Source organism: Flavobacterium johnsoniae UW101, from assembly GCF_000016645.1.
Classification (GTDB): Bacteria; Bacteroidota; Bacteroidia; order Flavobacteriales; family Flavobacteriaceae; genus Flavobacterium; species Flavobacterium johnsoniae.
Map to the genome: position 1 here is coordinate 4,505,442 of NC_009441.1, position 25,085 is coordinate 4,530,526.

Consider the following 25,085-nt stretch of genomic DNA (forward strand, 5'->3'; position numbering starts at 1 on the left):
AAATTAAAATGGAAGTTTTTCGTCTGTGTTTAGGGTCAATTTCGGGTTTTTCTGCAAAGCAGATAATGGAAACGGAATAATATACAATCGAGAGTTGGGCTGTAATGTATATGTTTTTTGAGGAACAGTTTTGTTTACCAATGGAAATACTCTTGTAACGGTTTTGGCAAACTCAGTTTCTGTATTTAATCTCTTTAAATCAAAGAAACGGTTAAAACCAAAAAGCAGTTCTTTTCTTCTTTCATTTATTACCAAATCCATTGTTTCTTTTCTTGTAGCCGGAACCGTTAAATTTACAGTACCCGAAAGAATACGTTTTGCTCTTAAGGCATTTAAGACTCCAACTGCTTCATTAAGTTTATTGTCTCTTGCATAGCATTCTGCAAGAATTAAATACACTTCAGTTGTTTTCATACCCACTGTAGGATAGAAAAATCTTGTGTACTGCGTGCCCCAATACGCTGTGCCTGAACCTTGGTCGAGATTGGTTGTACTAGTTGAATTGAAAAATAAATTGAAACGCGCGTCATTTGTTCCAAATAAAGTTCTTAATTCCGGGCTGATGATATAAAGCTGTCCGAAATTCATTTCGTTATACCCTGTCATGTACATATAACTCAATACTTCAATATTATTTGCAGCCGGAACAGCTGCTGCAGTTGGGCCTCCTTGTTTATTGTAAGCTACCATATCAAATATTTGATTATTATAGCTTAATGATTTTTCAGCTGCTGCCTGAGCCTGTGCAATTTCACGTTTAAACAAATGAACTTTGGCTTTAAACGCATAAGCAAATGCTAAAGAAGGATGATAAACATCAACAGGTTTTTCCTGAAGATAAGGTAACGCATCTTCGATATCTCTTTGAATAAAATCATAAACCTGTGCCACAGTAGATTTTGAAGGCTGTGTTTCAAGGTCAAATTTTTCCATGATACAGATTCCGCCGTCTGCAGCTGCAGTCTGCGGATCGTAACCTTTTGCATAAGTGTTTACCAATAAAAAGTGATCATAAGCTCTGTAAATCTTAGCTTCAGCTTTTGCTAATCTTTTGATATTTTCATCTCCTTTGCTATTATCTACTAGTGAAATAATAGTGTTCCATCGGTTGATGTAACTGTAAGCTTGATTATAAAAACTAGAACCAGTTATTAACGAAACTCTATCTACACTTTCATCAAATGTAAAATTAATGATATCAATGTTTGGAGTTCTTCCTATCACATTGGCTTCTCTCATCCATTGATCGTCTGATAAGTATTGAAAGTTGTTAATTGGATAACCACGTCCAGGCAGAGATACTAATTCAAGGAATTGCTGCGGAGTTTCGATAACTAAAGCGCCTTTGGGTGTGATTTCCGTGTAATCTTCGCATGATGAAATCGTTAACATCATACAAGACAGTACTGTTATATATATCTGTTTCATTTTTTAAAGAGTAAGATTAAATCCAAATAAATATGTTTTTGGCAATGGTAAATTGCGTGTGCCAGAATTTACAGTGTAAACTTCTGGATCTATACGATTTCCGGCAGCACTCCAATACCAAATATTATTCATCTGGAAAGTAAATTTTGCCGATGTTATACTGATTCGATTTGCAAAAGCTTTAGGCAGACTATAACCAAAAGAAATGTTTCTCAATTTAATATAATCACCATCTACAACATTTGCAGTTGAATTTCTCCATTGACTGCTTATAGTTCCTGCATAATTTCTAACACTTTCGTCGAAATCTACATACAAACGAGTATTTCCGTTTGGATTTGCATCTGTATAACGATCTGTAATACCAGAAAGATTTACAGCATCAGAACTCATGTCAATCGTTTCTTTACGCATTACATTTCCGCCAGAGAAAACAAATAAGAAGTTTAATTCGAATTGTTTATAAGAAAAACGTTGTGATAATGAACCTGTATAAGTTGGCATTAAAGTTCCCACATTTACTAAAGCATCTGGATTGGTAATCGATTTGATACTTGTTGAAATGGGATTTCCATTGGCATCAAAAGTAATAGATGGATTGCCGTTTTCATCTAAAACATACGGATAGCCATTTACCGTTCCTCCATATTGGTAAGCATACATACTATTGAAGAAATCATTTTCTACAAAGAAATTAGTTGGTGAAGAAACATATGACGCAGCTGTAGTTTGTGCTCTTGTTACTTTTTTAACAGTTGTTTCGTTAAAGGCAAAAACTAAATTTGAATTAATGCGGAAATTACCATTATTATACCATTCAGAACCAACTGTAAATTCTACACCTTTGTTTAAAAGTGCTCCAGCATTAATTCTTCTTGATAAAGCTCCAACTGTAGGATCAAGATCTGTAGTGGCTAATAAATCAGTGCTGTATTTGTGATACAAATCGATAGAACCGTTTAATTTAGCACGGAATAAGCTATAGTCAATACCAACATTGGTACTTTGAGTTTTTTCCCATCTCAACATTGGATTTGGCTGTGCCGTGATGTTTGTATATTGCAACGACTGATATAAATTATCGTTTCTTCTCGTTGCCGTTATATAAGGTGTTGTACTTTGATCTACGTTTCCATTAATTCCGTAAGTAGATCTTAATTTCAACATAGTTACCCATTTAACTTCTTTCATGAAATTTTCATTGCTGACATTCCATCCTAAACCTGCAGACCATAAAGGGCGGTTTTTGTACTTTGGATCAACTCCAAATAAATCGGCTTTATCAATACGGTAACTTCCTGTAATGTTATATTTAGATAAATAAGTATAACTCGCAGTACTGAAAATTGAAAAATAACGGTGTAAAATTTCCTGCTGTGTTCTTCCTAAAGCTGACAACGTTCTATTGTTTCCGAAGATATAACTAGGAACTCCTGTCTGACTCAATGCAAGATTGTTCAATACAGCAGAACTAAGTGTCACTGGATCATAACCATAACGTACCTGTTCGATTGATCTTGGAAGAAAAGTTTCGCGCATTTCTGTACCAACCAAGGCATTAACAGAATGTTTTCCATCTGCAAATTCTTGATTAAAATCTAACTGATTTCTAAAAGAATAATTGCTCGCCTGAGAACTTGACTGCTTATATCGTCCTCCTGTAGAGAAACCTTCAACGTACGTATATGCATTTGTGGTTGGATTATATCCTGTTAATGCATTAATAGCATAACGCATTCTATACGAATTAATATCGTAGTACTGTTCCCTGTCATTTTTTCTTACCTCATATTGAAATTGGGTATTATAACTTAAACCTTTCCACAATTTAGCTTTAATATTAGCGAAAGTTCTTAAGCTCAATGAATTTTGTTCTTCAAGACCTTCTTTAAGAGCATCTAAAACATTAAAATTCGTCGATTTAAAACCACTCAAACCCGCCAGTTTTTCGACCATAGCTGGATTAAGAGCACCACTGGAAGTAAAACCATCTTTAACTGATGAAAATGAAGACTGAACTAAATTTCCGTTATCGTCTGTAATACGCTCGTATCGTTTTTGAATATCATAATTGCCAAGATCGTATTCTGTAACATCCTCATTACTATAAGTTCCATTTACTCCAAAAGTAGCGTTTAACCAGTTATTTACCTGAAAACTACTTTTTGCGTAAAGGTTAAAATTGCGTCCGCTATTGTACTTTATACGACCTTTTGATTGGTCATAATTAAGCGATACATAAGTATTCTGCTTACTTGTACTTCCAGAAAAGGCAACATTATAACGCTGTCTTAATTCATTTTGCCAAACATTATCACGATAATCTTTATTGTAATCGTTTTTTCTCCACTGTGCAAGAGTGCTGTTATAAGCAGCATTGTCAATTTTTCCTTCTTCTAAATTTCTATTTAATTGATAAAGAGGACTGTAATATTTCGAACTACTGTTTCCAATGTCTCCATAACTGCTAAACATAGTTGCAGTGTCTGCAAATCTGGCTCTTTCTCTATTGTAAACTGCCTGTTCAAAATCGATCATATCGCTTGTTGAGGCATAATTCATATCTCTCAAATTTGGTTTATCTGAAATAAAGAAATCTGAGTTTATCGTTACTTTTAATTTACCATTTCCTTTTTTGGTAGTTAAAACGATAATTCCGTTTGCCGCTCTTGAACCATATATAGAAGCTGCAGCCGCATCTTTTAGAACGTCTACACTTTCAATATCATATGGATTTATCTCATCTAAAGTTAACTCAGTTGGTAAACCATCAATTACTACAAGCGGGCTGTAACCAACTTGATCTGAAGAAAATGTACCAATTCCTCTTAAAATAGGCTGATCTGAACCAAGTCCGCTTGGATTTTTTTGAAACATCAAACCCGCAACACGTCCTTCAATCGCGCTTGATAAATTAGAGTTGATGTTTTCGTTTAATGTTTTTTCATCAATTTTAGAAATTGCACCCGTAAAATTACTTCTTGCAATAGTCTGATAACCTGTAACTACCACTTCTTTCATTGCAGCCACTTTGTCTTCAACTATAACGGTTAGCGTATTTCTGCCATTTATTGCGATAGACTTTGTTTCTATTGTTAATCCGGAAAGCTCTAAAATTCCATTGGAGGGTACATTATCAAATGTAAAACTTCCGTCAAAATCAGTAATACTGGTTTTGTTTGTTCCTGATAACGTTACTGTTACACCCGGAAAAGATTCGTTCTTATTATTGGTAACTTTTCCGCTTACGCGGATTAGGTCGTTTCCCAAGCTTTCTGTCTTATCTTTTGAAGCGGTTACTACAATTGTCTGATTGGCAAGATTGTACTTCAAATTTTGAGTGCTGAAAATTCGGTTTAAAGTTTCCTTTAAAGATGAATTCTTTACATTAATCGTAACAGGTTTAGCATCTTTAAGCAGTTTTTGAGTATAAAAAACTTCATAATTGACCTGTTTCGCCACTTCTTTCAAAACTGTTTCAAGAGAAGCATCTTTAAAATTGATGGTAACATTTTGTGCTTGTGCTGAATAACTGAAAAACAGCATTATAAACACGGTTAAATAGGTAGAAAAATTAAATCTGGGAATCTTTTTTCCAAGATTTTTGTAAGGTTTTTTTGGTTGTAAATTTAATTTCATACATTTACATTGGTTATAGTTAAACAATAGGTGGACAACTTATACTGGCTATACACTTTTATAACAACCAGAAGCATCGCAACTGCTTCTGGTTTTTTAGTTTATAGTCACAGTATATTCAGGTAAACTTAAAATCAGGGATCTACAATTACTGTTTTTCCTTCAACCTTAAATTTTATATTACTAAGCTCAAGTACTTTTAATACTTCAGACAAATTTTTATTTCTAAATGTACCTCCGTTAAAACGAACATCAGAGACATTCCCACGGTATTCTACTTTTATTCCGTACCAGCGTTCCAACTGTCGCATTACATTTTTCAGATCGGCATTGTCAAATTTGAAACGGCCGTTTTTCCAGGCAACCGCTTCTTCCGGATCTACTTCTTTTACTTTAATTTTAGAAAAATTATCAGATACATCAGACTGCTGTCCAGGTTTCAAAATCGCTTTTTGATTTTTATAAGTAACAGCTACGCTTCCTTCTAACAAAGTAGTTTTAACAACCGATTCATTATTATACGAATGAACATTAAAATGTGTTCCCAATACTTCAATAGACTGGTTATTGGATTTTACAATAAAAGGTTTGTTTTTGTTTTTGGCTACTTCAAAATAAGCTTCACCTTCTAACTCAACAACTCTTTTATCTCCGTTGAATTGTGTTGGATATTTAATAGAAGAAACCGCATTTAGATATACTTTGGTACCATCCGCTAAAATAATATTATACTGTCCTCCTATTGGTGTTGAAAGAGTGTTGAATGAATTATCATCTTTACCTCCGTCTGTATTTGGATTTATAATATAGGTAACTTCTCCATTTGCGTTCATCTTGATTGTTACTTCATTTTCTTCTCCTTCTTGCGCAATAGTATCTTTTGCCGTAATTTCAGAAAGTACAATTTGTTTTCCGTTCGAAAGTGTCAATACACCTTTAGTACCTCCCGGAGCAATTTCCTGTGGTTTTGTGGCAACCTGAACCTTTTCTTCTTTTGGCTGTGTAAAATAAAATATTCCTGTACCCATTAGTACAGCAATTGAAGCCGCAACAGCTATTCGAGGCCAAAGACGAACTACTTTAGTTTCTTCTTGCAGCGGTAATTTCGATTTTAGAAGTTTGTAACTATCTTCCAGCTCGTATTCATTAAGCTGTAAATTGCTGTTTGACGCTTTTTTCAAATACCACGCATCAAGTTTATCCAGATCTTCATCAGATAAAGTTTTTTCTTGATATTTTTTAAGCAATTCTGAGATTTGGGTTTTATTCATAATTACTACACGAAATTTTTGTCTTGTTTAATAGTAAGACAGTTAGAAAGAGATTTTGTCATAGACAATGACAAAAAAAAATTAAAAAATTATTACTATATCTTTAAGAAATGGATAGAAATATTAGCTTTCTGTTTAATAACGAACGAGTTACAAAACTGAAAATCATTCAAAAAAATTAACAAAAAACATAAATATAATTCACCAAACAAAAAGATTCATCATAGATTTCAGCTTTTCTCGAAGAATTTTAAGAGAATTATACACTTGCTGTTTGGCTGTTTTATCCGTAATATTCAATTGAAGCGCAATTTCATCATACGAAAGCTCTTCTACTTTTCTCAACAGAAAAACTTCACGCATTTTTTCAGGCAGCAGTGCAATTTCTTTAGCAATTATAGCTTCTAATTCTTTTTCTCGCAGATTCGAATCCGCAAAAACATAATCTTCTTCTATAAAGTTTGAAATTGAATCAGCATAACGCGAAACCACTTTTTCATGAGCAATGTGGTTGAGTACTCTGTTTTTTACAGATTTGTATAAATAAGAAGAAAGGGAACCTGTAATGTTTAATTCATAACGTTTGTTCCAGATTGAGAGAAACACTTCCTGAACTACATCATTTGCTTCATCCTGATTTTCAAGAATTTTATACGCATGATTAATTAAAAGTTTAGAATATCGCTCGAAAATCTCTGTATACGCTGACTGATTATCTTCCTTAAGAAGATTCAATAAGAAATCATCAGTATATTCGTTATAAACAGACATTAAATTGAAGGGGTGCTAATCAAAAAGGCAATATTAAACATTTTTTATGTTAAAAGCTAAAAGAGGCACCTGCGATTTTTTATGCAATCAGTAGCTTAAATTATCTGGTTTTTATTATTCGGATTCACTAGTTTTGTTAGTAGCGTAAAAAAAATTAAAGTTTACGTAGTATCTGCTATCTACCCGAAATAAGACAGAATTCTTTTCCGGAATAATAAAAAGCAAAAAATGAAATTTAAAACGAAATTAATTGTCTTTGTATCTGTATTGGTTCAACTTTCTGCAGTGCTGTCTGCACAATCAAAAAAACAATCGGTCACAATCACTTCCCCAGATAAAAAACTTGTAGTTCAAATTGAACAAACCACTGCAAACACAATTGAATACACTTTTCGGGCTGACGGTCATCTATTGATACAAAAATCTAGGCTTGGATTAGAAGCAGTAAACAATATTCGTTGGAATAAAGTGAGCACTTCATCGGTAAAAAGTGTTTGGAAGCCTATTTGGGGGAAAAGAAAAAATGTGCCTGATCATTACAACCAAACCATAATAGATCTTACTTCCTATCAAATAAAAGTAAGAGTGTACAATGATGGAATGGCTTTCAGATATGAAGGTTTAACGTCGGAGAAAGAATTGACAGAATTTAACTTTGCAGATAACTATTCTGCTTGGTACTATAATGGCGAGCAGCACAATATTGGTCCTGAAAAACTGCACGAAGCAGCTGATACCCGAAAACCGATCATGGTTGTTAAAGCAGCTGAAAATAGTTACATGGCAGTGCACGAGGCCAATCTTGAAAGCGGTGAACCCCTACTTTTACAGCCGCATAAAGGAACGAATCTCTTCTCAGTGCCTTCTAAAAATGCAAAGGCATGGAGAGTTGTGATGCATGGAAGAACTCCGGGAGAATTAATTGATTCTCATCTGATTGAATTACTTAATCCTGAACCTGTAAAGAATGTAGATTTCTCATGGGTAAAACCGGGTGTCGCTGTGTGGGATTGGCGCATTGATGGCGCAGCAGTTGATGGATTCAAATATGAGATGTCATTGGAATCTTGGAAACGCATGGTCGATCTGGCATCTGCCAACGGAATGAAATCGCTGGTCTTGGATGCCAACTGGTACGGTGAAGAATTCAGCAAAGAATCAGATCCTTTAAAAGGAGGTAAAGTACAGCAGGTACATCAGATCATTGCTTACGGAAAAGAGAAAAATATAGGAATCTGGCTGTATCTTAATGATGTTGGAGGAAAAAATTATCCTCTAGAAAAAACATTAAAGCAATATGGTGACTGGGGAGCTTCTGGTGTAAAATATGGTTTTATGCAGGGCAGTCCAGAGGAGAAAAACGCGCATACACAGCATATAACCAAACTTTGTGCTGAAAACCATTTAATGGTCGATTTTCATGATGATCCAGTTCATCCCTACGGTCAGATGAGAACATGGCCAAACGCGGTTACCCGTGAGTTTTGCCAAGCACAATTGGATGCGCGCAGAGTTTTTGAACCCAAGACATTTGTTACCTCTGTATTTGTCAATATGGTGGCAGGACCTCTTGATATGAACAACGGGACCTTTGATATGGAGCAAAAAGGACGAGTTGACAATCCAATGCCGGTACCTTCTACCCTTACAGCGGAAGCAGCCCGCACCCTGATCACATTTTCTGGCGCAACCATCATTCCTGATATTCCTGAGAACTATAATAAATATCCGGAATTATTACAGTTTATCAGTGCTCAAAAACAGCCTTGGCAGGAAAGTAAAACAATCAGTGGTCAAATTGGAGAATATATTGTTATGGCACGTCAGAATGCAGAAGGAGATTGGCTGATAGCTGCAGCGACAAATGAAGAAAGCCGTCAGATTCACATTCCGCTTAAAGTATTAGAAAAAGGCACTTACAAAGCGGTCATTGTTCAAGACGGAGACGATGCCGATTTCAGAACCAATAAAGTAAGCCATAAAACCATTTCTAAAGAAGTGAACCGCAACGACCTTATTCCTATTAAACTTGCTCCAGGAGGAGGAGCTTGTATTTTATTACAAAAAGAAAAATAGTTGATTTTAAGGATAAGACTATCGAAGTTTTTTTTCAAGGGATTAAGTTTTGACACCGTTTTATTTACTAAAAACGATAGTGATTTACTGGCTGATTCTATGGACAAAAATCAAATTAATACACTAAAATCCGCTTAAATTATCTTCAGCAGGAGATTCTTTTTTTATATTGACTTTCAAATCTTTTTAAAATACTTATACCAAAATCTAGATATACCGGCTTTTCTCTATAGCAGCATTCTTTTTCAGAAATAAACTCACCGTTGTTTAAAAAAGTTTCAACTAGAAATAACAGCTCTGTTTTCTTTTCTTTAAATGCTTTTTTTCGTAAATTGCTTGTATGAAGATCAATGCAGATGTATTAATTATTGGCGGCGGACTCGCAGGTTTGACAGCGGCTATACACCTGTCTCAAAAAAATCTAAAAGTAATTCTTATCGAAAAATCTAATTTCCCCAGACATAAGGTCTGTGGTGAATATATTTCCAATGAAATTTTACCTTACCTAACTTGGCTTGGCGCCGATGTTACAGAACTTAATCCCTCCAGCATTTCCAAATTTGAATTCACTGCAAGTAATGGAAAAACGGCAATGGTAGAACTTCCTCTGGGAGGATTCGGCATAAGCAGGTACGCCCTTGATGATTTTTTATATCAAAAAGCAATAGCAAACCACTGTTTGATAATAAAAGAAAATGTTATTGATGTTTCATTCAGTGATGACCTGTTTACTGTTACTTCTTCAAATCAAATTTTAACGGCTAAAATTGTATTGGGTGCATTTGGCAAACGTTCCAATTTAGATCAGGCTTTAGATCGCAGCTTCTTCCATAAAAAATCACCTTGGCTGGCTGTAAAAGCCCATTATTCGGGTAATTTAGAGGATGATCTTGTTGCATTGCATAACTTTAAAGGCGGCTACTGTGGTGTTGCTAAAGTAGAAAACAATATTATAAACATTTGTTATCTGGCAGATTATGCCACTTTCAAACAATACAAAAATATTCAGGATTACCAGGAGGGTGTACTTTACAAAAACAAACATCTTAAAGCTGTTTTTGAAAACAGTATGCTTCTTTTTGAAAAACCCCTTACAATAAGCCAGATTTCTTTTGAGAAAAAAAAAGCGGTAGAGAACCATATTATAATGATTGGAGATACTGCCGGTCTTATTCATCCGCTTTGCGGTAACGGAATGGCCATGGCAGTTCACAGTGCTAAAATTGCATCAGAATTAATCTTGGAATATTATTCAGATGATAAAGCGTCCCGCAAAGTATTAGAAAAAAAATATACCAAAGAATGGAAGAAACACTTTGGTAAAAGAATATGGATGGGGCGAATTCTGGCGCACATCCTGACCCATAGAACAATTACTAATGTATTTACTGCCATAACAGCATCATTTCCCAAACTTTTATCAGCGATCATCAAACAAACGCACGGAAAACCTATAACAATTAATTAAATGCCGATAAACACGCAATATAGAACGCAGGAATCAGAAATAATGGATGATTTTTTTCTTCAGGGAAAAGATTTACAAGAAGCCCTTGATCAAATTGCTCGTATTAATCAATTACTAGGCGGGAATAAAGTAACACTTCACGGCGTAAAAAAAATACTAAAAAAACTGGACCGCACTAAAACAATCACAATAGCCGATATTGGATGCGGCAATGGAGATATGCTTCGTATGCTGGCACGATTCAGTAAAAGGAAAAATTACACATTTAAAATCATCGGTATAGATGCCAACGATTTTACTATAAATTATGCCAAAACATTGTCTGCATCATATCCCAATATTGAATACCAATGCATGGATATTTTTAGTGAGGATTTTAAACTAGTGAAGTATGATATCGTTTTATGCACTCTTACCCTGCACCATTTTACAGATGATGAAATATTAAATATAATTACTATCTTTAAGAAAAATGCCGCGGCGGGAATCATCATTAATGACCTGCATCGAAGTAAAATGGCATATCGGCTTTTTGAAATGATCTGTTTTATTTTTAATCTAAGCAGCATGTCACGTAAAGATGGACTGGTATCAATTTTAAGAGGATTTAAGAAAAAGGAACTGGAAGAATTTTCTAAAAAAACGAATTTAAAAAACTATACCATAAACTGGAAATGGGCGTTTCGCTACCAGTGGATAATTACAAACAAATGAGTGTAAAAATAGTAACAACTGCCAAGCAGCTGCCGCAATATTCACGCGAAACCAAAGACATACTTCCTATGCTGGAAGGCTGGCTTGACGGGCAGGATGAACGTTTTATAAAAAAAGTAAAAAAAATATTTGAAGGTGCCGCCGTTGATAAACGTTATTCAATAATGGAGCCGCAAGAAGTTTTTACTGCCACGTCATTTGAAGAAAAAAATGACATTTATACGCGTGAAGTTATTCTATTGGGCGAGCAGGTGCTTCAAAAAGCACTTGAAAAAGCAGATTGGGATCCAAAAACTCTGGATTATATCATTACCGTAAGCTGTACCGGCATAATGATTCCCTCCTTAGATGCATACCTAATCAATAAAATGAACCTGAGACAGGATATTGTACGTCTTCCTGTTACAGAAATGGGCTGTGCTGCCGGTATATCAGGAATTATATATGCTAAAAATTTTCTGAAGGCAAATCCACAAAAACGCGCAGCGGTCATAGCTGTAGAATCACCAACTGCCACCTTTCAGCTTGATGATTTTTCAATGCCTAATATTGTCAGTGCCGCTATTTTTGGAGACGGTGCGGCCTGCTGTTTGTTATCTTCTTACGAAGATGATCCGGGTCCGGAAATACTACAGGAAGAAATGTACCATTTTTATGAAGCTGAACATATGATGGGATTCAAACTTACCAATACTGGTCTGCAGATGGTTTTAGACATTGAAGTTCCCGACACTATTGCTTCTAATTTTGACGATATTATTCATCCGTTTCTTCAAAAAAACAATTTAGAAATCAAGGATATAGACCACATGATATTTCATCCCGGCGGCAAAAAGATTGTGACGACCGTTGAATCGCTTTTTGCAGGTTTGGGAAAAAATATAGACGATACAAAAGAAGTTCTCAAGCAGTATGGCAATATGTCGAGTGCCACTGTATTATATGTTTTAGAACGTATTATGGATGGAAATCCAAAATCGGGAGAAAGAGGACTTATGCTTAGTTTTGGTCCAGGATTTTCGGCACAAAGAGTTTTATTGCAATGGTAATTAGAAAATAGATTATGACAGTACAGGATATTATAATACGACTGCCTTACAGCAAGCCCTTTTTATTTGTAGATGAACTGCTTGATGTGAATGAAAATAGTATTACCGGAACTTATACTTTTAAGGAAGACCTTGATTTTTACAGAGGACATTTTAAAGGTAATCATGTAACTCCCGGCGTGATCCTGACTGAAACTATGGCACAGATTGGAATGGTCTGTCTTGGAATATATCTGCTGGGGGATGCTTTTAATAAAGACACTGTAATTGCATTTACATCAGCTGATATGCAGTTTTTAAAACCCGTATACCCTAATGAAAAAGTAACGGTAACTGCTCAAAAATCATTTTTCAGGTTTGGAAAATTAAAATGTGATGTCATTATGAAAAACCAAGCTGGACAGGAAGTCTGCAAAGGCATTCTGTCGGGCATGATTACCAATAAATTATGAGCAGAAGAGTTGTCATAACAGGTCTGGGTGTTGCAGCTCCAAACGGCGTTGGAATTGCTGCCTTCAGCCATGCTTTAAAAAATGGAATATCAGGAATCAGGCATGACAAGCAGCTGGAGGAACTCCAGTTTTCCTGTCAGATAGCGGGTAGACCTGAAATATCCGAAGAACTCAAGTCAAAATATTTTACAGAACTTGAACTTCGCGGTTTTAACAGTACGGGTATTTTATACGGTGTTATTGCTGGAATGGAAGCTTGGGAAAATGCCGGATTACCAATAGAAAATAATGAAGAGCCGGATTGGGACAGCGGTACTATTTTTGGATCTGGCACCTCAGGCATCGATAAATTCCGCGAAAGCATTTATAAGATAGATGAATTACAAACCCGAAGGTTAGGCAGTACTGTAGTGGCACAAACCATGAACAGCGGTATCAGTGCTTATCTTGGCGGGAAACTGGGACTCGGAAACCAGGTTACCACCAATTCATCTGCCTGTGCAACGGGAACGGAAGCTATAATAATGGCGTACGAGCGTATACAATCCGGACAGGCAAAACGCATATTGGCAGGAAGTACAAGCGACAGCGGACCTTACATTTGGGCAGGATTTGATGCTTTACGTGTCTGCAGTTCAAAATTTAATGACAAACCTGAGCAGGGTTCACGCCCCATGAGTGTTACTGCCGCAGGATTTGTACCCGCAAGCGGCGCGGGAGCATTGGTAATCGAAGATCTGGAAAGTGCTTTAGAACGCGGTGTGGAGATTTATGCTGAAATATTAGGCGGTAACGTAAATTCCGGGGGACAGCGCGGCAATGGAAGCATGACCGCTCCTAACAGCAGTGCCGTACAGCAATGCATTAAAAAAGCCATCCAAAATTCAGGTATTTCTGCCGATGATATAGATGCCATAAACGGACATCTTACCGCCACTGCAAAGGACAGTCTTGAAATTGAAAACTGGACGAAAGCCTTAAACCGGAAGGGAACTGATTTTCCGTATATAAACTCCTTAAAAAGCATGACAGGACACTGTTTAAGCGCAGCGGGAAGCATAGAAAGCATCGCGGCGGTACTACAGCTTTATGAAGGTTTTGTTTTTGGAAATACGAATTGTGAAGATCTTCATCCTGAAATAAGTGCTCATATAAACTCTTCAAAAATACCCTTACAAACAATTGATTGTAAACCTAATATAATTGCCAAGGCAAGTTTTGGCTTTGGTGATGTAAATGCCTGTGTAATATTTAAAAAATTTCAAAAATAATTGTATGAACAAAGAAGAAGTTATAGCTCGACTCAAAGTAATTATAAAGCCATATGCAGCAAATATCCAAGCGTTTGAAAGCCTTACTGAAAATACTGATTTCATAAATGATTTAAGCATCAATTCGGCTAATTTGGTAGACATTATTCTGGATATTGAAGAAACATTTGATGTTGTGATTGACAACACGGATATGGAGCGTATGCTGGATGTAAAAACGGCGGTAGAAATCATAGAAACAAAACTGGCCGAAAAATGATAGGCAATGATGTCATCGATATTCTGCAGACCCGCAGGGAAAGCAATTGGCAGCGCAGTGGATTTATAGCAAAACTATTTAACGATGAGGAACAATTGCTCATTGAAAAATCTACAGATCCGGAAAGTATGCTTTGGATACTTTGGAGCATGAAAGAAGCCGCTTATAAAGTGCATAATCGGAAAACAAAAATAAGGGAATATATTCCTAAAAAGCTGATATGCAAGATAGAATCACAAAACCAGAATTCTATAAATGGAAAAGTTACCTGCTTGAAAAACATCTACTATACTCAAACCCTTTTCTCAAAAGACAGTATTCATACCATAGCGGTGAGCGTTTTAGATGATCTGAATAAAGTAATAGAGGTTGAAAAAAAATCAATCGTAAAAGATCAGTATGGAATTCCTTATTTAGATGTTTCTTCACAAAATAGATTGCAGGATATTTCAATAAGCCATCATGGAAGGTTTGAAAAAGCAGTCACAATCAGCAGTTGATTAAAAAGAGCCGGTTCCACAACATAAAGTGCTCTTCTCAACAATTATTATACTTTATCGTAGGTTTAAAGCTTTTTACATAAGATTTATTCGCTTCTAATAAACTACAGACCGCCAAAATGAGTCTCTGACGGTATGCAGCCTTTTTGTGTGTAATGTAATCTAAACAAGCTAAAGCACCTTGTCTAAATCAGTCTATTTTTTGAATGGTGTAAATTGACTGCGATCGATCTCCCGAAAGAAGTTCTCCTAATTTCGAATTCACAACATATATATTCCCATCTGATGCCATTGCCGCTGTGGTTGGAAATTCCTGCTTTCCAATATTGGTCTGCTTGATTTTTACGGCCGTTTTCCATTTATCACTGCTGGAAAACGTGTATGCAGTACCCTGGCCTAGGCCGTTTTCTACCAGCACAAGATTATTGTTTTTATCAAGCTCAATGCCGTCTGGAGAACTGAAAGACATTCCCTTCACTTCAGTAACGGATGACGGAACAGGGAGAGAAATTTTATACAGCTTAGCGTCATCTGTTTTTACGGCCAGCAGATAGCCGTCTGGGTGGAAAACAATTCCATTTAATCCGAATTTATCAGCGGCGGGTGTAAAAAGCATACTGCTGGCAAATATCGACGCATTATAATTAAGATCAATTTTATAGATATTGGGAGCGAACGAATCGGTTATATAAATATTTCCTTCATTATCCACCGCAATATCATTTGGACACGAACCTTTATTTGGCGTGAAATTTTTTAAATCAATTTCTTTGATTAACGCTCCTGATGAAAGATCGAAAACACTTACCGAGGCAATTGTTCCGGCACTTGAAGCGGTGCTTTTCTGCGAAACACCTAAATCAGCATTAGCCACTATTAATCGGTTTCTGGTTTCATCTGTAAAAACGCCTGTAGGCAGAACAAGTTTACTGCTTGATGCAAAAACAGCCATTTCGCCTTTTGGATTTACTGAATAGACAACACCCTTATAAAGGGAGCTCAACAGAAACCTTCCATTGTTTAAATCATAGTCAATCCCTTCAGGATAAAGTCCAGTCTCTGTCAGCGTATATCTGCCTTTAAGAACCACTGGAGTACCCGATGTTTTTTTTTCGCTGTCACATCCTGCTGAGACAACCATGCATAGCAGCATAAAAAAGGTATTTTTCATTTTATTTCATTTTAGATTATTGTCTTATTGACAATGCAAATCTGGTGTAGAAAAGCAGAAATAAAAATGAACTGGTTTAAGAAATAAGGTTGAACTAGATCAACTTTTTGAGGATTTCCTGCTGCGGATTCTGCTTAGATATTCACTGCTGAAACCCAAATAGGAAGCAAGTGCATACTGAGGCACACGTGAAGCAATTACGGAGTATTTATTCATGAATTCCTCATACCTCTCTTCTGCAGTTTTAGTGAAATTAGAAAGAAGTCTTTTCTGCTGAAATGCCAGGGAACGCTGGGTGATGATCCGCTCAAACTTTTCCAGTTTTGGAATCTGCGCTAGAATTTTTTGTTCATCTTCGTAAGCAATCTGGATAAGAGTGGAATCTTCGAGCGCTTCAATAAACAAGGTAGCGGGTTCCTGATAAATCAAACTGCTGTAATCAGAAATCCACCAATCTTCAATAGCAAATGACAAAGTATGTTCCTTTCCCTCATGATCTACCAGATAGCCCCTGAAAGCTCCTTTTACCACATAGCTTTTATATTTGCATACAAAACCAGGCTGGACTATAAACTGTCTTTTTTTTACCTTAGTTATTTTCAAAAAAGAGGCTAGATGATTTTTCTCATCATCGGTTAAATCAACAAATCTTGAAATATAATTTATAACGGGCAGTAAATCTTTCACATAACAAATATACCGCTGTTAACCTGAACAGCAAAGCCCGGCTGAAAATAAATTAGATTTTTACAATCTCTTTCAATAAAACTAATTTTGAATACTGCTAAGTTGGTACGCACCTCTTCTATTTCATTCGCACAAAAGCCAAACCTGTAAAACTGTTATTTTTTATTTTTTCTCAATAACGAATGCTTTTAATTCGGCTAATTTACCATTATCAAATCGCCAAATGTCACAATAGGAATAGTGATCATATTCTCCATTCACATTTTTTAAGGCAATGTTTCCTGTTGCAGTGACAAAGTCTCCCTCTTCTATGGCTTTTTCCATATCAAATACTGGCGGTGAAAGGTAAAAATCTTTTATATACTGCCTTACTGCTTCTTTTCCCAAAAGGGTTCTCTCACCTACAAAGACCCATTTGGTATCTTCAGTGAGATACGATAAATATGCTTCGTATTCTCCTTTTCTTACATGTTCGTTTGCATTAACTAATATAGATGTGTTTTTCATGTTTATTGTCTTTTTAAATTTTAAGTTTTCATTTTGAGAATAAATGTTCTGTACAGCCATCATTAATAAAATATTTGTCAAGCCTTTTTTCATCGTTATCATTTTTGATTTAATTTTGAACTTTAAATTATTAACTAATAGTTCTGCGAAGCTATAACATAAAAGTTATATTAGCTTTATTGACAACCAATTGTAAGGTACTATCAAAAATGTAAGTTATGTCGAAAGTTAAGATTACAAGCACCAATTTTGAAAATAAGAAAATCTTAGAAGATGAGTGTTCAGAGGTATACGCCGCAAACATAATTGGCGGCCAATGGTCACTTGTAATTTGTTCCTGGCTGTTACAAGGCAAAATGCGTTTTAGCGAAATAAAAAAATCTATACCTAATATAACCGAACGTATGCTGACCCTGCAGCTCAGGAAACTGGAACATGATAATATCATAAAGAGAATGGTATATGCTGCAGTCCCTCCTAAAGTGGAATATGAGTTAACAGAAATTGGCTATGAATTAAAACCGATAATCCAGCAAATGGAACAGTGGGGAAAACGACACAAATGTTTACATGCAAAATGAAATAGTCTTAAAATTGAAAATTGGTTAATCAGCCCTGCACTTTGTATAATTTGACCAGTAGTTTCAAAATGCGTTGAACACAATTATTCAATTTTAATTGACCACAATAATTCAGAATTAATTTTAATATTACTTTTATAAAAGAAAAAAACCAGTATTTATACTACCCGTCTACGGCAGATTCAAATACTATTTTGAATTACTCTCCCTTTTGTATCAATAGCAAGCTGTTGATTCTTTTATAATAGAGTAATAGATAATCTTCTTATTCCGACCACAAACCTCTTCTGACTGTCCAATCACCAGCTAAAAGAAAAGTAAAGAAAAAATCCAATTGAATTAATTAAATTTAACAACTTAGGGATACAGCCGCTTCAGTGGCAGCTGATTAGATTTACACTCGATATACGTTAATATTTTTAACTTTGAGAAACTTAACAATCCGATGAGAAATATTTTTTTTATTTTACTGCTATCATTTTTTTCATTTAATCTGGTTTTGTCCCAGCATAAAAAAACAGAAATCATCAATTGTCTCAAAAAAGAAATGGAGGACAAAAAAATTCCAGGATGCCAGCTGATAGTGCTGAAAGATGATAAAATTGTGCTGTCTCAAGCTATTGGAACCGCTTACCTGCCATTTTCGGTACCTGTCAGAAAGAATACTGTTTTTTCAATAAATTCAATCTCTAAAGTTTTTACTTCAGTTGCTGTGATGCAATTACAGAACCAGAACAAACTCAATATTAATGACCGCATTTCCATCTATATGGATTCAATTCCTGAAAACTGGAAAAAAATAACTATTAAACAATTGATGAGCCACACATCGGGGCTTCCGGACATTGAAGATGAGAAAGGCTTAATTGGAGATAAGGGGCAGGATTCAGCGTGGCTGAAAGTAAAAAAATTACCATTACTATCAGAAGCTGGGGAGCAGTTTAATTATAATGCGACTAACTATTATATATTACAGCGGATTATTGAAAAATGCAGTGGTGAACCATTTGAAAAGTTTGTCCGAAAAAATCAGTTTGATATCTTAGGAATCAAACAAATATTCTACGGAAACTCTTATGATGTAATTAAAAATAAATGCCCGACTTACAGCTATTATAGTCAAGACAAAACAACGGGTGAATATATCAAGGGAGTAAAATTAAAGGAGACTTATGAAGAATTTCCATCAAAAATGATAACCGATGCAGGTGCATTTACAACAGCTGAAGAAATGGCAAAATGGATAATCGGACTTCAAACGGGTAAACTCCTTAACAATAATAAAGATATAGCTGCCATTTGGGAACCGGTAAAATTGAAAAATGGTTCTTATGACGGCTTTGGCGGACTTTTAAATGCTTATGCTTTAGGATGGCCGGTAATTACAAGGAAAAACCATTTTGCAGTTGCCTCTATTGGCGGTGGCCGCGCCGCTTTTATTATTTACCCTGAAGATAAACTTGCCATCATTCTTTTTACAAATCTGACGGGTGCTGGTCCAGAAGAAATTATCGAAAAACTAGCAGATTTTTATTTCTGAATAGTTAATTTCATCATTAATCCATGCTGGAGCTCTACCTAATTCTTCTGCAAAAGCTTAGTCGGATTTTAATTTTCAAATCATATCTTATAAAAAAGCCCGCAGTATCTCAAACGATAGCTGCGGGTTATTTTTTACGTTATAAAGATCAGAAGAGCACTTTTCTGGCTATTATGTCTCCATTCTCCAATGTAGTTTTAACTACTAAGACTTGAGTGCCGGAGCAAATACTGTGAATCTCTAATTGGCGGTCTCCAATTTTCTGATTACTATAGAGCAATTTTCCGGTTATATCAAAAACATTGACTTCTCGAAGCGTTTTATCAGTTGATCTCAAAATAATGCTCTTACCTTTAGAAACAACTGTAAAGGTATCGGCAATTGTTTTAGATTCATTTACTCCCAGGTTTTTACCGGCGTATTTAATTACAAAGCGATCAGTAAAGGTCCCAGTAAGGGTTGAAAATGTATAAGGACCGGATTTCAAATTATGCGTAATACCAGTCTGATTATCCTGCAGATAAATATCCGCATCCGTTAAATTACCATCTGCATGATCAATAGATATCTTAAGATTACCCATGATAGTGGATCTATAGCCCAAAGGTATAGTATCTGCAGGGTTAAATGGAACTGCCCGTCCCTGAATAACCAGCTTTCTATCTTCATTAATGCTGTAAAAATCAGCATATTTATTAGCATCCATGGTCAGAGCATCATAATTATGATCCCATCCATTTGTCGCTCCGGGTATATAACCAATCAAAATTTGTTTGAAAAGCCCCTGATCATTAGTTAAATTAAGCCAAACGCGGTGTTTCTCTTCTTCCGGCGGGGCAAATGTCTTTGAAGAAGGACTTTTTTTAAAATTAAAAAATCCGATGCTTACAGGCGAAACATTACATTGAACAGGATTTGAAGCTAGCAGCAAAATCCATAGCATAAAAAAATATTTTGGTGAGGTGAAATGTTTTTTCATAGGTGTTGATTTAAAAATTATTAAAGGATTACGCGCCGGCGCACACTTTCTCTAAAATTTAAATAACATCAATAGAAAATCATGAACATTCTAAATGTTCTGAAAATACAACTTTTTTTATACGTAAATGAAAGTAGTTTTTTTGCTATCGCTGCTATTTAAAATTAAAGATTGTATTTGAAAAGTGTCTGGCAAAAAACAGTTAATTGAGTGGCCATTCTCAAAAAAAAATTAAAGTGAATACCATTTCACAAGGCATTACATCGATGTTTTTTGCTTTTTAACGATCAAATACTATATTTAAGTTAAGAATATATCTATAATTATAAAACTATTTTTCAATAAAAATCAAGCTGAATTTGATACTTTTTAATAATCCGGTGAGTAGATTTTAGGCGCTTTTTAAAGAAAGGCAGCCTTCTTAGTGGAAGAGATATTTTTTAAAAACTTTTTTTTACATAATTTCCATATTAGAAATGGAAATTATGTAAATATAACATTGTTATATATAACATTTTTTTCATATAGAGATATCAAAAGCTGGTACAGATATTTAGTTCCGACATTATTTTGTATACTGCCCAAACCTTTCTAGACTGCCCTATATGGCTTTTTATACATCAGCAAGGAACTGTATTTTTGAAACCTGCTGCTATTGTAGAACGGCTGTCCACAAATTTTAGAAGAAAAGCTGCACAATTTCATGGTATTTGTCAAAATTCATAAAAATCTTACCTTTGATAAAATGCCATAATGCAGCAAGGAATTATGACCCAAAAAACATATAAACATATTTTATTAGCGGATGATGATCCGGATGACTGTGATTTTTTTTCTGAAGTTTTCAACGAGAATTTTCCAGAGGTTAAACTCTCCATTTCAAATGACGGCGCCGCTTTAATCAATCTTCTTGAAGGTCCTCCAAATCCGGAAGCCGATTTGATATTTTTAGATTTGAACATGCCGATACTATCAGGAGCAGAATGCCTGGAAAAAATCAGATCATCACTTGAGCTAAAGAATCATATCGTAATTATATTCAGCACCAGCAGCAGCCCTTCTGACATCGAAAAGATGTATGCTATGGGAGCCAACTATTTTATTACCAAACCGGTTGAATACCAGCATTTGGTTAAGCTGATCAGCAAAGCTATGTCTTTAGCGGCCGAGACGCATACCAAACAGCCGTCGTTTGAAAATTTCAATATTACGATCTGATTTTTCTGCCAGCCGGAATCAGGCTGCTTTTTCTTAAATATTAAATTTTAGATAAGGGTATCCTGCGAATCACAGGGAAAATAAATGGTAATGGAGGTACCTTGGTCCACTTTTCCCTCTGCTGTAATTGTTCCTCCTAATGTCTGCATAATTTTTTTGCACAGCGCCAGTCCAATTCCAGAGCCGCTGTATTGCTGCTGGGTATGAAGTCTTGTAAAAACTTTAAATATTGAATCTGCGTACTTTTGATCAAAACCGATACCATTATCCGAGAATTTAACCCAGGAACAATATACATTAAACGATTCTTTTATAAGTACCGGCTCCTGCGAAGCCGTAATTTTAATTACAGGTGATCGGTCAGGCGAAGCATATTTTAAGGAGTTTTGAATAATATTTAAAAACAACTGCTTCATGAGAAACCCAATTGCATTAACTTCCGGAAGTTTCTCACACTCAATAACCGCATTATTTTCAGTTATCGCTTCGCTGATTTCATCTAATGTATCTTCAAAAATGAGATTAAGGTCAATTTTTTCAGCTGCCTCTCTGGTGTTTTTAATACGGGTGTATTTCAAAATATCCTGCAGCAGTCCACGCATCCTTGCAGCAGATTTTGATACACGTTCCAGTGAATCAAATTCAGGATCTTCGCGGTCGCCTTTTTTTTCAGAAAGCAGCTTAGAGGTAATCATTTGTATTTTCCTAAGAGGTTCCTGAAGATCATGTGTACTGATCCAGTTTATATTTTCCAGTTCAGAATTAGTCTCTCTCAAGATTTCACTTTGAAGTCTGTATCTTTCTTCTTCCTCACTCAGCAGAATCATCATCAGATTATTATGAAGAGAATGGGCATATTTAGCCGCTGCATTTATTTCATACTGTCTCCAGATAGTACTCTGTCCTTTAACAGTCTCTTTCCAGATATTAAATGAGTTTCTTGGATGCAGCCCTTTTTCATCCTTAACAATGCTTTTTTCCGGATCACCTGCCCAGTGAATTTCTGAGATAGTTTCAGGCCTGTACCAGATGATGTGATTGGAATTTCCAAGAGGATGATAAATTACTCCGGCAAAATTGGAAGATCTTTCCAGTTCAGGAAAATCATCGCTGATTTTTCTGGTCGCATAAAATTCGGCGACTCTCTTATTCTCTATTCGCTCCACTAAAGCTTCTATCTGTTCATCTTCTGGAGTCAGACCATTTCTGTATATTTTATTTCGAAACATTATCGAAACTCCTCCTGAATTGCATAAGGCAAGCAGCTCGGGCATTTTGATTATAACGTTCAAGGAATCTTCAGACAGCGGCAGATCAAGAGCTGTTAAACGCTCTAATGCTTCAATGGATTTCTTTGAATTAATATTTTCATCGTTTGATTCCCGGATATCAATCTGCGAGGTAATGAACTGCCCCTGAAGTTTTGCAGCAAGGCGCACCGCAGGAGAAATATTCTTTTTCGAATAATGATGGCATGCAATAAGACCCCACAAACGGTCATGGTGTATAAGTGAAATAGTAAGCGTTGCGCCGACACCCATATTTTTAAGATATTCAACATGAATGGGCGATGTGCTTCTTAAAATCGCAAGGCTTAAATCAAGGTTTTTGTCCTTGCTGTCATCGATTGTAAAAATAGGAACTGGCTGATAATTAATATCTACAATCAACCTGAGCTGGTTCTTTATGTAAAGTTCTCTGGCCTGTACCGGAATATCAGTATGCGGATAATGCAATCCTAAAAATGGTTCAAGATCTTTATTGCAGCTTTCTGCATAAACTTCACCGTTATACTGCTCATCGAAACGATAAATCATTACACGGTCATACCCAGTTATTTCCCTTGTACCTTCTGCTACCAGGGCACAGAGATCTTTCAGCGATTTTGTGTTGTTCATCTGTGTCACAAACTGGATAGTCTGTGTATAAACGTCTGCCAGAATCTGTTTGTCGAACTGAGGTTCTGCTTCTAAAACATAAATATCATCACTTTTGTGAATATTGACCTGAAACTTTTCGTTAAGAAGTTCTATTTCCAAAGGAAACACATCCTGCACCGTATCTGAATTTATATAACTAAAAATACGTTCCTGCGCTTGTGTACCAAAAACAGCTGCAAATTTATTTCCTAATGCCTGAGTATGGCTTAGAGGAATGAAAGATGAAATATTACTGGTGCAATAGTCTATTATCCAATCATTAGTAAGCCCAATTAAAAAGCCATGCGGCTGGATTTGTCCCGGAATATGTATAGGTTCTTGGTCGCAATTGGTCAACGTAACCAAATCACGGTTAACTATATCTTTAAACTTCATTAATAACTGAATTTAGAAAGCACTCTTCATGCTTTTAGAGCTGGAAACTACATCTGTAACGTTACTGCAACAATTATAAAATTGTCGATATTTTATATTTAAAATAATTGCTTATTGTATCAATTAAATGTATAAATATTTTCTGGTAAATTGGAGCGCATGTCTGCCAGCGTGCTTTTTAAATCTGTCTGCACACCAATGCAAAGCTGCTGCATGATCTGCTTTAATTCATCAAAGTCTGAAGGTTTTACAATGTATGCTTCCGCACCTAAAGAATGAGCGTCGTCAATACCTTTCATTCTTGATGAAGTAGCCATCATTACAACTGGTATTTCTCCAAAACGCAGATCCTGCTTAATAAGCTTAAGCAACTCCCAGCCGTTCATTTTCGGCATCCCGGCATCCAATAATATCAAATCAGGCAGTGAATCTAATTGGGACAGTAAATCCAGCGCAGCATCACCACTGTCCACAAATTTAACGGCGAAACTTTCTTCTGTTCCAACCATTGCCCACTTAAAAAATTCAGCATCATCACAATCATCATCCACCAGTAAAATTATCTTTCTATTCATTTATATTAATATAGTATTACAGCACTATTTTTGAGCCGCAATGATGTAAGTAAATTTAGGTATACATTCTCTTGAAAACAAGAGAAAGAGAAAATTATTTCTAAAATTAATAAGTAATCAAGAATAATTTCTTTTTTAATAAATGCTTATATTTTCAAGAAATTGATAATGATTATTTTGTTATAATAAGGTAATTTTTTAAATATTAAATCTCTTAAAGGATATAAAAATAAAAAAAACTTTACACTATTTATATTTTCAATCCGCTTTACAGCAATATCAATTCAATTAATAAAACATTATAAGCAAAGTTAACCAAATACAAAAATGCTAAGTTTATAGATTGAATAAGTTATATTACATAATTTAAATATTTATAATGCAACCTGTTATACATAATTCATTTACTATTAACAATTTGTAATAAGTAGAAATAACTGATAAATTCAATCTAAAACTTTTAAATTATATAAAAACAGCACAGAATTATGTAAGTAAAAAATAAGCAGACTAACCTATTTTTGATTTTTGCAATAAATTTATATACATATATGAAGTCATTTACATTTCCAGCATATAATTCTTCTTATCTATCTTACCTAATCAGGCACTTA

General features: G+C 35.3%; 21 protein-coding genes. 11 read left to right on the top strand and 10 right to left on the bottom strand.

Annotated features, from left to right (window positions below):
• Window positions 1–3 precede the first annotated feature (3 nt).
• The 4 genes from FJOH_RS19690 to FJOH_RS19705 form a co-directional block, all read right to left on the bottom strand.
• The gene (locus FJOH_RS19690) at window positions 4–1,428 is read right to left on the bottom strand and encodes a RagB/SusD family nutrient uptake outer membrane protein (RefSeq protein ID WP_012025778.1); all 1,425 of its coding nucleotides are present in this window, start codon (window positions 1,426–1,428) and stop codon (window positions 4–6) included.
• 3 nt (window positions 1,429–1,431) lie between these two features.
• The gene (locus FJOH_RS19695; protein WP_235023070.1) at window positions 1,432–4,974 is read right to left on the bottom strand and encodes a SusC/RagA family TonB-linked outer membrane protein; all 3,543 of its coding nucleotides are present in this window, start codon (window positions 4,972–4,974) and stop codon (window positions 1,432–1,434) included.
• Window positions 4,975–5,201: 227 nt separating this feature from the next.
• Window positions 5,202–6,338 (bottom strand): FecR family protein, encoded by a 1,137-nt coding sequence (locus FJOH_RS19700; protein WP_012025780.1) that lies wholly within the window; start codon window positions 6,336–6,338, stop codon window positions 5,202–5,204.
• A gap of 201 nt (window positions 6,339–6,539) precedes the next feature.
• Complete coding sequence (locus FJOH_RS19705; protein WP_012025781.1) at window positions 6,540–7,109, bottom strand: RNA polymerase sigma factor; 570 nt, start codon at window positions 7,107–7,109, stop codon at window positions 6,540–6,542.
• A 228-nt stretch (window positions 7,110–7,337) separates the two neighbouring features.
• Here FJOH_RS19705 and FJOH_RS19710 point away from each other — a divergent pair, with 228 nt between their 5' ends.
• From FJOH_RS19710 to FJOH_RS19745, 8 genes are all read left to right on the top strand, one after another.
• Window positions 7,338–9,185 (top strand): glycoside hydrolase family 97 protein, encoded by a 1,848-nt coding sequence (locus FJOH_RS19710; protein WP_012025782.1) that lies wholly within the window; start codon window positions 7,338–7,340, stop codon window positions 9,183–9,185.
• 340 nt (window positions 9,186–9,525) lie between these two features.
• On the top strand, window positions 9,526–10,653 hold the full coding sequence (locus FJOH_RS19715) for an NAD(P)/FAD-dependent oxidoreductase (protein WP_012025783.1): 1,128 nt from the start codon (window positions 9,526–9,528) through the stop codon (window positions 10,651–10,653).
• A complete protein-coding gene (locus tag FJOH_RS19720; RefSeq protein WP_012025784.1) occupies window positions 10,654–11,367 on the top strand; it encodes a methyltransferase domain-containing protein in 714 nt (237 codons plus the stop codon). It abuts the gene before it with no gap.
• The gene (locus FJOH_RS19725) at window positions 11,364–12,416 is read left to right on the top strand and encodes a type III polyketide synthase (RefSeq protein WP_012025785.1); all 1,053 of its coding nucleotides are present in this window, start codon (window positions 11,364–11,366) and stop codon (window positions 12,414–12,416) included. Before FJOH_RS19720 ends, FJOH_RS19725 begins: the two co-directional genes overlap by 4 nt.
• Window positions 12,417–12,430: 14 nt before the next feature.
• Window positions 12,431–12,868 (top strand): 3-hydroxyacyl-ACP dehydratase FabZ family protein, encoded by a 438-nt coding sequence (locus FJOH_RS19730; protein ID WP_012025786.1) that lies wholly within the window; start codon window positions 12,431–12,433, stop codon window positions 12,866–12,868.
• Window positions 12,865–14,139 (top strand): beta-ketoacyl-[acyl-carrier-protein] synthase family protein, encoded by a 1,275-nt coding sequence (locus FJOH_RS19735; protein WP_012025787.1) that lies wholly within the window; start codon window positions 12,865–12,867, stop codon window positions 14,137–14,139. The genes FJOH_RS19730 and FJOH_RS19735 overlap by 4 nt, the downstream gene beginning before the upstream one ends.
• A gap of 4 nt (window positions 14,140–14,143) precedes the next feature.
• Window positions 14,144–14,398 (top strand): acyl carrier protein, encoded by a 255-nt coding sequence (locus tag FJOH_RS19740; RefSeq protein ID WP_012025788.1) that lies wholly within the window; start codon window positions 14,144–14,146, stop codon window positions 14,396–14,398.
• Window positions 14,395–14,898 carry a 4'-phosphopantetheinyl transferase family protein gene (locus tag FJOH_RS19745; protein ID WP_012025789.1) on the top strand — a complete coding sequence of 168 codons (504 nt, stop codon included), beginning with the start codon at window positions 14,395–14,397 and terminating at the stop codon, window positions 14,896–14,898. The genes FJOH_RS19740 and FJOH_RS19745 overlap by 4 nt, the downstream gene beginning before the upstream one ends.
• A 190-nt stretch (window positions 14,899–15,088) precedes the next feature.
• Here FJOH_RS19745 and FJOH_RS26330 read toward each other — a convergent pair whose 3' ends face one another.
• The 3 genes from FJOH_RS26330 to FJOH_RS19760 all read right to left on the bottom strand — a co-directional run bounded on the left by FJOH_RS26330 (window position 15,089) and on the right by FJOH_RS19760 (window position 17,365).
• Window positions 15,089–16,069: an SMP-30/gluconolactonase/LRE family protein gene (locus tag FJOH_RS26330; protein WP_012025790.1), complete on the bottom strand. Its 981-nt coding sequence runs from the start codon at window positions 16,067–16,069 to the stop codon at window positions 15,089–15,091.
• 99 nt (window positions 16,070–16,168) lie between these two features.
• Window positions 16,169–16,756 (bottom strand): Crp/Fnr family transcriptional regulator, encoded by a 588-nt coding sequence (locus tag FJOH_RS19755; RefSeq protein ID WP_012025791.1) that lies wholly within the window; start codon window positions 16,754–16,756, stop codon window positions 16,169–16,171.
• A gap of 162 nt (window positions 16,757–16,918) precedes the next feature.
• On the bottom strand, window positions 16,919–17,365 hold the full coding sequence (locus tag FJOH_RS19760; RefSeq protein WP_012025792.1) for a nuclear transport factor 2 family protein: 447 nt from the start codon (window positions 17,363–17,365) through the stop codon (window positions 16,919–16,921).
• Between the two features lie 116 nt (window positions 17,366–17,481).
• Between FJOH_RS19760 and FJOH_RS19765 the strand changes: the two genes are divergently transcribed.
• Together FJOH_RS19765 and FJOH_RS19770 are read left to right on the top strand one after the other, a co-directional pair.
• Window positions 17,482–17,844: a winged helix-turn-helix transcriptional regulator gene (locus FJOH_RS19765; protein WP_012025793.1), complete on the top strand. Its 363-nt coding sequence runs from the start codon at window positions 17,482–17,484 to the stop codon at window positions 17,842–17,844.
• A 547-nt stretch (window positions 17,845–18,391) separates the two neighbouring features.
• A complete protein-coding gene (locus FJOH_RS19770) occupies window positions 18,392–19,384 on the top strand; it encodes a serine hydrolase domain-containing protein (RefSeq protein ID WP_200799106.1) in 993 nt (330 codons plus the stop codon).
• Window positions 19,385–19,532: 148 nt separating this feature from the next.
• On the opposite strand, the gene FJOH_RS19775 is transcribed toward FJOH_RS19770, so the two are convergent.
• Window positions 19,533–20,363, bottom strand: a complete 831-nt coding sequence (locus tag FJOH_RS19775; RefSeq protein WP_012025795.1) for a T9SS sorting signal type C domain-containing protein — start codon at window positions 20,361–20,363, stop codon at window positions 19,533–19,535.
• Window positions 20,364–21,116: 753 nt separating this feature from the next.
• Between FJOH_RS19775 and FJOH_RS19780 the strand changes: the two genes are divergently transcribed.
• A complete protein-coding gene (locus tag FJOH_RS19780) occupies window positions 21,117–21,581 on the top strand; it encodes a response regulator (protein WP_012025796.1) in 465 nt (154 codons plus the stop codon).
• Window positions 21,582–21,628: 47 nt separating this feature from the next.
• Here the strand turns inward: FJOH_RS19780 and FJOH_RS19785 are convergent, their stop codons facing one another.
• Complete coding sequence (locus FJOH_RS19785; RefSeq protein ID WP_012025797.1) at window positions 21,629–23,896, bottom strand: ATP-binding protein; 2,268 nt, start codon at window positions 23,894–23,896, stop codon at window positions 21,629–21,631.
• A gap of 119 nt (window positions 23,897–24,015) precedes the next feature.
• Complete coding sequence (locus FJOH_RS19790; RefSeq protein ID WP_012025798.1) at window positions 24,016–24,471, bottom strand: response regulator; 456 nt, start codon at window positions 24,469–24,471, stop codon at window positions 24,016–24,018.
• Window positions 24,472–25,085 lie beyond the last annotated feature (614 nt).

Bases quoted from the DNA above. Each gene is read 5' to 3' on its own strand.
- FJOH_RS19695 (WP_235023070.1), bottom strand. From the start codon at position 4,974: ATGCTGTTTTTCAGTTATTCAGCACAAGCACAAAATGTTACCATCAAT.
- FJOH_RS19720 (WP_012025784.1), top strand. From the start codon at position 10,654: ATGCCGATAAACACGCAATATAGAACGCAGGAATCAGAAATAATGGAT.
- FJOH_RS19760 (WP_012025792.1), bottom strand. From the start codon at position 17,365: ATGATAACGATGAAAAAAGGCTTGACAAATATTTTATTAATGATGGCT.
- FJOH_RS19740 (WP_012025788.1), top strand. From the start codon at position 14,144: ATGAACAAAGAAGAAGTTATAGCTCGACTCAAAGTAATTATAAAGCCA.
- FJOH_RS19770 (WP_200799106.1), top strand. From the start codon at position 18,392: ATGGAGGACAAAAAAATTCCAGGATGCCAGCTGATAGTGCTGAAAGAT.
- FJOH_RS19725 (WP_012025785.1), top strand. From the start codon at position 11,364: ATGAGTGTAAAAATAGTAACAACTGCCAAGCAGCTGCCGCAATATTCA.
- FJOH_RS19775 (WP_012025795.1), bottom strand. From the start codon at position 20,363: ATGAAAAAACATTTCACCTCACCAAAATATTTTTTTATGCTATGGATT.
- FJOH_RS19700 (WP_012025780.1), bottom strand. From the start codon at position 6,338: ATGAATAAAACCCAAATCTCAGAATTGCTTAAAAAATATCAAGAAAAA.
- FJOH_RS19730 (WP_012025786.1), top strand. From the start codon at position 12,431: ATGACAGTACAGGATATTATAATACGACTGCCTTACAGCAAGCCCTTT.
- FJOH_RS19710 (WP_012025782.1), top strand. From the start codon at position 7,338: ATGAAATTTAAAACGAAATTAATTGTCTTTGTATCTGTATTGGTTCAA.
- FJOH_RS19785 (WP_012025797.1), bottom strand. From the start codon at position 23,896: ATGAAGTTTAAAGATATAGTTAACCGTGATTTGGTTACGTTGACCAAT.
- FJOH_RS19765 (WP_012025793.1), top strand. From the start codon at position 17,482: ATGTCGAAAGTTAAGATTACAAGCACCAATTTTGAAAATAAGAAAATC.
- FJOH_RS19745 (WP_012025789.1), top strand. From the start codon at position 14,395: ATGATAGGCAATGATGTCATCGATATTCTGCAGACCCGCAGGGAAAGC.
- FJOH_RS19780 (WP_012025796.1), top strand. From the start codon at position 21,117: ATGCAGCAAGGAATTATGACCCAAAAAACATATAAACATATTTTATTA.
- FJOH_RS19690 (WP_012025778.1), bottom strand. From the start codon at position 1,428: ATGAAACAGATATATATAACAGTACTGTCTTGTATGATGTTAACGATT.
- FJOH_RS19705 (WP_012025781.1), bottom strand. From the start codon at position 7,109: ATGTCTGTTTATAACGAATATACTGATGATTTCTTATTGAATCTTCTT.
- FJOH_RS19715 (WP_012025783.1), top strand. From the start codon at position 9,526: ATGAAGATCAATGCAGATGTATTAATTATTGGCGGCGGACTCGCAGGT.
- FJOH_RS19790 (WP_012025798.1), bottom strand. From the start codon at position 24,471: ATGAATAGAAAGATAATTTTACTGGTGGATGATGATTGTGATGATGCT.
- FJOH_RS19735 (WP_012025787.1), top strand. From the start codon at position 12,865: ATGAGCAGAAGAGTTGTCATAACAGGTCTGGGTGTTGCAGCTCCAAAC.
- FJOH_RS26330 (WP_012025790.1), bottom strand. From the start codon at position 16,069: ATGAAAAATACCTTTTTTATGCTGCTATGCATGGTTGTCTCAGCAGGA.